Raw genomic sequence first — 8,787 nt, 5'->3', positions numbered from 1 at the left:
GACATTTTCATGATCCATTTTATTCTATAATCATTGACCAAAATATAATTTTTGGTCAAAATTTGGTCAAAATTTGGTCAAAAAAACAAAAAATACTAATTTATTTTTAAAAATGAATTTGTGATGATTGCCTTTAAATAAACACTTTGCATATTCTTTGTCTTTCTTTACATTACTAAAAATGCCGATTGCAGGGATCGAACCTGTGACCTTCGCGTTACGAATGCGGTGCTCTACCAACTGAGCTAAATCGGCGAATTCACTTATAGTATAGCACTATAAGGAAGGATGTCAAGGGATTCTTAATCTATCTTTTTGATTAAAATCTGACAAGGATTTTGGGGTCCCCACAGTTGTGGAAAAATCTCTAGTTTTTTAAAGCCAATACTGCGATAAAAGACATTTGTTCGGTCATAATCTTTATTAGAGCCTTCTGCCACTGTTTTCACCTGCAAAAAATCAACCTTTTTGCATGCTTCACTTTCTAAAGTAGCAAGCAATTGACTCCCAATTCCTCTACCTTGATAAGCTTTTTTTACGCCGAGACAATCAATCTCGGCACAATCTTCACTGGAATAGGACAAGCTTACAAATCCAGTCAAATCATTCTCCTGATAGGCAGCACACACTTGCAAGTCCTTGGCTCCTTCGATATAGGCTTGAGTACTTTCGGGAATTCCAAACCATTCTGGCAAATCCTTTAAAACCTCAGCGACAACTGCCATTTTTTGATTGGCATCTTTCACTTCTTCAATTACAAACATCATAAAATCCTTTCATGATTTGGTCCAATTTTTGCTATTAAGAACCCGCACTTTCATAGGCATCTAAGCCCCTATCCCAGAGTTTTAGAGAGATTCCAAAGAAGATAAGAGAAATCAGAATCAAACCACCAATATTAAAGAGTCCATCTTTATCCCGCAAGAAATAGCTGGCAGGATAGTAGGCCGTAAAGGCAAAAGGCACAATAAAGCTAATTAACCAACGAAGGAGCGAATTGTAAATGGAAATCGGGTACTTGGCAAAATCATTAAACATATAGAAAATGTAAATCATGGCACCTGACTGCTTGGTCCAAAAAGCGATACTGGCTGTTGCGATTTTCAAAGAAGTATAAATCAAGGTCGCAAAAGGAATGCAGACTAGGAAAAGCAGGAATTGGGGAAGAGTCCAAGCAATGCTAGTCACTGTTGTTCCCAATAGAATGCCACCGACCAAGAGCTCACCCAAGGCATCAATCTGAAAGGTCTCAACCAGAATATGAAATAGGGGATTGATAGGACGAGTCAGATACTTGTCAAATTCTCCTTTTCGGACTAGTCGTTGACCTAGTGCCCAGAGATTGTCAAAAAAGAGATGGTCCAGTCCCTTGGGAATCAAAGAAAAACCATAGATAAAGGCAATCTCTTGAAAGGTCCAACCTTCTAGGGATGGAATATGTTGAAAGATGACATTAAGAAACAAGAGGTTCAAGCCTTGAGTTAAAAAAACTCCCAAGACACCAACTACAAAATCCACCTTGTATTCCATGATTTGTTTGATGTACTGTCTGATAAAAATCAAATGCATGCGTTGATATTTTTTCATACTAACCTCCTTGAATGGTGATAAAGGACTGGACCCGTTTCCAAATCAACTGAGACAAGCCCACCATCACGAAGAGCCAGAAAAACTGTACCAAAAGCGCCTGAAGCATCTGACTGGTGTCGTATTTCCCAACAATGATCATGACTGGGGTATAAATCAAGGATGAAAAAGGCAGGAAGGACAGAATATCTGAAACCACCTTTGGAAAGAAAGCCAAGGGAATCAAACTGCCAGACATAAAGGCCACTATGGAAGTCTTGAGTAGATTGGAACCCCAAAGATTTTTAAACACAAAGGCTGAAAAACCAAAACAGATATTAAAGAAAAAGTTAATCAGATAGGCCAGCGTTAAGCTAAAAAGATAAAGAACAGTTAAAACTAGCACTTCTACAATCCCTTGACCAGATAAGATTTTCATCAAAACAATGATACTTAAAAATGGAAGGCCGACAGAGATAAAAATCAACCACTTGGAACCAAGCTCGGTGAAGAGATAAGAAGCCGCAAAATGCACTGGTCTCAACAAACGCATGATAATGGAACCATCCTTGACCTCCTCCCCAATCATAAAGGAGCTATCAGACCTAGTCAGAAGATTTGTCACAAAACTCATGATAATGTAGAGAGTGATATCCGCCATACTGAAGCCCTGAATCAAAGACTCTTGTGAGGAATCAAAGACAGCCTTCCAGAGATAAAAGGCCACAAAAGCACCCATGACATCGCCTATTCGATAAAGAATAAAGTTGACTCGATAGGTGATCAATTCCTGAACACCTGCATTGATAAAGGGTTTATAACGTCTCCACAATTTGACCATCTTAGAGCTCCTTTCGGTAGAAGCGACGGATAATATCTTCGATATCCGTATCCACCATCTTCAAATCGCGGATCTCAAAATCAGACAGAGTTTGCTTGATAATGTCAGCTGACTGGTAGCGAGAACTATCGAATTCAATGTTGAGACTATTTCCTTGTCTATCAATGCTCATATCCGAAAAGCCTTCATAGTGAGAAACGATATGACTTTGATCTGGTAGCAGTTCAAAGGAGAGTGTCTTCATCTTACCAAAGGTCTCCTTGAGTTGGCTCACCGTTCCATCAAAAATCTCCTGTCCCTTGTCTATCATAAAAATCCGATCACAAAGTTGCTCAATATCACTCAAATCATGAGTGGTCAGAAGAATAGTAGTTTCTTCCTCCTGATTGATCTGAGTAATAGCCCGACGAATGTTATCCTTGACCGAAACGTCCAAACCAATGGTCGGCTCATCTAAAAAGAGAACCTTGGGATTGTGAAGCAAGGAAGCTGCAATATCCGCCCGCATCCGTTGACCCAGTGAAAGAGTCCGCACGGGATCCTTAATAAAGTCCTTCAAATCCAAGACTTCATTCAAAAAGTCCATGCGCTTGTGGAAGAGCGAATCTGGAACATCGTATATCTCTTTCAAGACCGTGTAGGTCTCTTGCAGGGCTAAATCCCACCATAGCTGGGTTCTTTGCCCAAAAACAACCCCAATATCCTTGACATAATCTTGGCGATTATCCTGCGGAATCTTGCCGTTAATCCGACAAAAACCTGATGTCGGCTTTAAAATCCCAGTCAGCATTTTGATGGTGGTTGACTTCCCAGCACCATTGGCCCCGATGAAGCCTAAAATCTGGCCCCTGGGTACCTCAAAAGTCAAGTCCTTGACAGCTTCAAAGGTCTGCTTTTCAGGATGAATAAAAGAGCGCAAAGCACCTTTCAAACCTGGCTCCTTAACAGTCTTCACAAAATTTTTCTGAAGATGTTCCACTTCTATCATTGCCATATTGATCTCCCTATGTAAGGAATAGCAACATTGTATTTTTGACTACAAATATTCTAAATCCTTACTTTCTACACCTTCTCAATATTATTACAGAAAGCTTTATACCAACCTATTATAGTCCAATAAAAACTAGAATGCAAGCGTTTGCCTATAGATTATGAAATTAGAGATTTCTCTCTTAAAATGGTATTTAAAATCAAAGATTCTGGTTTAATAGTTTCCTTAAAACACCAAAAAACCTGCCTAATGACAGGTTACGAATTGTAAAAAGCAAACTATTTTGATCAATTTGATGTCTATTAACTACGAATTGTTGACTGATATATGTTAGTAATTCATTTTCCTTTTGTAAACTGATTTTGTGAAATACAAATGTGGAGACTAAAACACAAGAATGAAACTAAAAAGCCAATACTACATTATTTTAGTTTTTCAGAATATTATTGTACAAAAAATAGGTTGTGTACGTAAGATTCTAGTGACTTCTGATGTTAGCCTAGCGCCTTACTTTTCTATACTATAACAGTGGTTTGTTTAAAATACTTTCTAATGTCACCCTTTCTTCCAGTTGAGAATCTCTCCATCTATCATAGGCTTCAGCTTCATATAAAAAATCATCATATTTCCATTGCAAGTACTCTTTAAGATGGTATTGCAAATTTGAATAATCAAATTTTTCTATCACAATATCATCCCATTGAAAATCACCTGTTAACTTTTCAGTTAACTTTTCTTTAAACTCTGAAACTTGTCCTTTAACTTCCAAATCTATATCACAACCATTAGGATCATTAATAAAGTCAACATATTCTTCTTCCAAAGTCTCTCTACTATCTAAATAATCTTGAAGCAATTCAATTTTTTTCTGTCTAAAAATGGTATAACAATACATATCTCTTAACGAAGCATCTTGATATTCTTCATCTTCTATACTCACCTCATCAATTATACTGTTTATTGTATCTAACATGTCATCTAGTTCTTCTGAATCAAGATAAGGACTATTTACCAGTTTATCTAAAACACTTTCATCATCGAGAATACTCAGTAATATTCTTTTCATTGCTTTATTATTAGAATAATAAATCTGACTAATAATATTTCTCCACCCATTCTGATAAATATTTAAATTATTCCGCCCATCATATATTCTCAGCAACTCCTCAAAATCATTCTTAAATTTTGAAAATTGACTTAAATATATGATAGCTAGGATTTTTTCGCCAATAAAATCATCTTTATCCTTAAAGTTCTCCCAATCATCTAGTAGTCTACTAAAAAATATATTCTGCGAATCATTTAATTTACTAAATACATAACCATCGACCCCTCTACATAATTGGTGAAGGTAAATAGAGTTCTGAATTATTTTTTCAGTTATTTTGGGATACTCTTTTAATTTATCATTTAAAAAATCAATTATGCTAGGATTAAAAAAGTCTACCATACTGTCATCATCAAAACTTTCTTTTTTAAAAGTAAGCCATGAACCATCAAGTTTTTTTAACGATTTCTTAAAATCAAATATTGGATTAAGTTTCAAAGCATGCAGTGAGTTTATCAACCACTCTTCTTTGATAGGAAAGCTATCGAATCGTAATAAAGAAAATAACAGATATTTTTCTTCATCCTTCAGATTGTTAAATAAATTATTGTAAAGCTGATTAGGATGCTCAAGATTATAAACTACATAAACATAAAAATTTTCGTTAGAATCCTTAAAATTATTTGCTATTAATTCTATTAACCTAGGAAAGTAATTTCGATGTTGTATAATTCTTTTCCAATTTCTTCCAATAAGATCGTTATATTTTTCTACAAGCTCTTTCTTGTCATCGATGTCAAGATAGTCTGCTTTTCGTTCAAAAACTTTCCTAAAGATATGAGCTCTTTCTATATCCGAATACTTAGATAGATCAATAATAAATCTTCTTTCCTCTGAAAATTTTTCATTTATTAGTTTTTGAAACTCAAAATTTATCAATGTTGCATCTTGAAGAATTTGAGTACGAGAGTTTAAACAAATAAAAAGATTATTGGTGTTAGTAGAGGCCGAATATAATTTTTTTATATCTTGTAACACCCTCTCTCCAACATCAAACTTATTACGTCCCAAGAAGTCATCAAAAACCACAAAAAGATTTCTATCCTCATTATCTCGATAAATTTCATTATATAATCTAAGAACTTCATTAATATCTTCTACTCTACGCATAATGATATCAAAGACATTCTTATTATTATTTAAAAATAGATTTCCAAGCATTGAACAAGTTGTTGTTTTACCAATTCCAGCTGGCCCTTGAATTAATAAAATATGTTCCCTTTGTAAAATATTATAAGCTTCTCCTAGAAAACGTGTTTCAACAAAATAGTGAGCATCAAAATCTGAAAAATAGTCTTTTGATTCCGCTTCTATATTTTTAAACTTAATATTTCTCAAAACATTTGTTATATCTTTCTCCAGCAATCCATACTTTATAAAAATCTCACTATATTCTTTATGTTGTGAAAGAGTTGTTAACGTAGAAGAGAATATAATATAATCATCAGTTGGAATAGCATTAGGAATTATTGTATCTGCGTAATCACGTATCTCCTTTAAGTTTGCAGGAGATAAGCCCATACTTGTAACAATAACATAATTGAAATCATTTTTCCAACCATATTTTTCTTTAGTCAGAGCAATCTTATCAATTTCCTCTTTCAAAAGTTTTACAGCTGTAGCATGATTTTTTGTTACCTGCCAGCGTTTAGCTTGGATAACGAGAGACGGAGAAGCAATATCATCAATGCCGTCAATACCATCATCCCTTCCTTCCTTAAATCCATGTAAACTACTATTATCAAATTTTTTCTTTACAATTTCAATGGCAAAATTTTCAAAATCTGATGTTGTCATGCCATCAGCACGAATACCAATATCCATAGTTCTCCTAATTCTAAAATCTCTACAAATGTTTAATCACATAATATGCTTCGGACTATTCTATGTTCTTCTTATTCTTTCTTTAGTAAGACTAATAATATTTGGATACCTATCATTCAGTTCATCAAGATATCCTGCCTCTAAGCCACACAAATCCTCAATTAAAAAATTCGGCAACAATTTATTGTATACTCTATAAATATCAGCAGATATATCCATCACAATTCTATTTTCCACTAATAGCTCTACTGACTGTTTTAAAGATAGAGGATTACTAATCAATTTCGTTGAGTCTAAGGGCTCATTTTTTCTCCAACCTCTGTAACTAAGCTTCTTATACAAGTTTGTATACTCATTGGAATCTATGATATTCAATGACTTAGCACGCATTATCATCATACTAATTGAGACTTGCCAAATTCTTTTTAGATACCTGTAGTACTCTAGATCATTTTCATGCCCAATGAGAGAAGCTTTAAACGAATCCTTTGGCAATAGAAATTCAGCCGCAAACTCATTCGCTTCGTCTTCCATTTGCTTATATTCAATTGCTCCCATGTCTTGAGGCGACTTACAATTTTCATGCATTAACCAATGTCCTAATTCATGAGCTAAACTAAACTGCTGACGATAAAATGAATACTCTGTCCCTTCTAACATAACAATATAATACTCATTATTATTTACTTTAACAGCTGAACCAAAAGCATCAACTTTATCACTCTGAGTGTCTATTCTAGAAATAACAAAACCTTTTTCTTCCATCAACAACGACAAGTTATCAATTGGTCTATCTCCAAGTTCCCATTTCTCTCTTATGTAGCTTGCGTATTCTTGTGGAGTATAGTCTAAACCAGAAAGACCCCAGTCAAGATTTGGAAAATCAATAAATTCTCCCAAGTAATCTCTTATTAAAGCAACATAATTTTTATTTATTTCTGCAGGCATTTTTTCTGTTTGAGTCGCTGTGTAACGACTTCTAAAAAATGTGCCTGTAGAACTTAAGCTAAAATTATCATTTCCAAAAAAGAAATCTCTCGGAAACTTTAATTTCTTTTCCAATATTTCTAACGATTCTTCACTTGGCGTTGCTCTTCCTTTTTCATATTTAGAAACCATTTGTTTTGAAACGTTTAAAAACTCTGCAATCTGAGTAATACTTTTTTTGTTAAAAAGTCTTGCCTCTTTTAAGCGAGCACCATTAAAACTAATCTGAAGCATTATTTACTCCTGTGTTATATAAAATATCATAGTTTAGTATTCTCTTCCTTCTTTTCAACAGGAAGACTTACATGCTTTTGTAACTCCAATTGTTTCTGTACGTCAGATTTCAATGCAACAAGAGGTTTCTCAGGATTATTTCCACGTCCATCTTCTTCAAGTTTTGTAAAATCAAATTCTGTGATATTTACAGCATCAATAAATTCACAAAAGGCATTTACCTGATTAACAATCACTTCTTTAGTTTTTTTATCAAAGGTAACAACCCTAATCTCATCAATCGAATTATAATGATCTCCCAATAATTTCTTCGCTTGTTCAATTTGTGAATCACTCACCCCATCATCATCCAGATCATTAAATAATTCAATGGATAGTTTACCGTCTTCTTTTCCATTTAAATGAGAATTTTTCGCACGTGCTATACAAGTAAGATAGTGATGCTTTTCGTATTTATCAGTTATATCTTCAAATCTTTTCTTCATCATAAAAACATATAGAACACCCTCAATAATTACTCCTTTTGCCGTCCACAGAGCCCCCATACACATAGTGGGTGATATTAAATCATTTACTTTGGCGGTATTTACAATATCACGATAAATAAAATCCCAAGTTAAAATTGGTTGACTATTCTTAGTTTCAAACTCATTATCATAAAATATTTTCTCAATATCTCTCTTGTGACTTGTTGAAAATACTTGAGCAAACTTAAAAATTTGGGTTGGTAAATTTTCCATAGAGTACCTCGTTGAATTTTATAGTCTTATTTTAAGATTTTCTTTCAAAAAAGTCAACTATTATTGGTTTTTATTATTATTTTTTATCTCTCTTATTTATTTGGATACTTTTGCTACTTAGGTCACGAAACTAGAAAAATCATATTGTTATTTTGAATGAAAGTTCTATCATTAATTTAGCTACTCTTTATTCCTAAAAATTAGGTATTCCAATTTACTTTGGGAAAGACAGTGATTTCCTTTGAAAACAGGTGTAAAGCTGTTATATTCGTTCGCTAAGGGGAATCTTAGAATCATTGTAAAAAAAATACATTCGTTTAGCAACTTTGGATATAGTAGTCTTAAGTATATTCTCTATAAAAGCAAACAAAATCATAACCACCCGTCTAACGGGTGGTTTGCACCAGGGCTATAAGCCCAAATTACCAGCCAGCGCCTAAAGACGCTGGCTTTCACGTTGTTCAAGCCTTATTGCATTTGACTCGTCACAAGCCTC

At 34.0% G+C, this 8,787-nt stretch carries 7 protein-coding genes and 1 tRNA gene; all 8 read right to left on the bottom strand.

The features are described 5' to 3' along the window. Positions 1–182: 182 nt before the first annotated feature. A tRNA-Thr gene (locus QM374_RS10405) sits at positions 183–255 on the bottom strand. A gap of 47 nt (positions 256–302) precedes the next feature. Beyond that, on the bottom strand, positions 303–764 hold the full coding sequence (locus QM374_RS10400; RefSeq protein ID WP_414311699.1) for a GNAT family N-acetyltransferase: 462 nt from the start codon (positions 762–764) through the stop codon (positions 303–305). A gap of 37 nt (positions 765–801) precedes the next feature. After that, entirely contained in the window at positions 802–1,587 is a 786-nt protein-coding gene (locus tag QM374_RS10395; RefSeq protein ID WP_414311698.1) for an ABC transporter permease, read from the bottom strand. Between the two features lies 1 nt (position 1,588). Beyond that, complete coding sequence (locus tag QM374_RS10390; protein ID WP_414311697.1) at positions 1,589–2,407, bottom strand: ABC transporter permease; 819 nt, start codon at positions 2,405–2,407, stop codon at positions 1,589–1,591. Between the two features lies 1 nt (position 2,408). Beyond that, on the bottom strand, positions 2,409–3,401 hold the full coding sequence (locus tag QM374_RS10385) for an ABC transporter ATP-binding protein (RefSeq protein WP_414311696.1): 993 nt from the start codon (positions 3,399–3,401) through the stop codon (positions 2,409–2,411). Between the two features lie 517 nt (positions 3,402–3,918). Beyond that, the gene (locus QM374_RS10380; RefSeq protein ID WP_414311695.1) at positions 3,919–6,330 is read right to left on the bottom strand and encodes an ATP-binding protein; all 2,412 of its coding nucleotides are present in this window, start codon (positions 6,328–6,330) and stop codon (positions 3,919–3,921) included. A gap of 60 nt (positions 6,331–6,390) precedes the next feature. Then, a complete protein-coding gene (locus tag QM374_RS10375) occupies positions 6,391–7,551 on the bottom strand; it encodes an XRE family transcriptional regulator (RefSeq protein ID WP_414311694.1) in 1,161 nt (386 codons plus the stop codon). A 26-nt stretch (positions 7,552–7,577) separates the two neighbouring features. Then, the gene (locus QM374_RS10370) at positions 7,578–8,291 is read right to left on the bottom strand and encodes a DUF5986 family protein (protein ID WP_414311693.1); all 714 of its coding nucleotides are present in this window, start codon (positions 8,289–8,291) and stop codon (positions 7,578–7,580) included. Positions 8,292–8,787 lie beyond the last annotated feature (496 nt).

The sequence above is a fragment of the Streptococcus infantis genome, from assembly GCF_047465525.1.
Classification (GTDB): domain Bacteria; phylum Bacillota; class Bacilli; order Lactobacillales; family Streptococcaceae; genus Streptococcus; species Streptococcus infantis_R.
The sequence above is the reverse complement of the archived record's forward strand: the minus strand, read 5'-3'. Positions and strand labels throughout refer to the sequence as shown.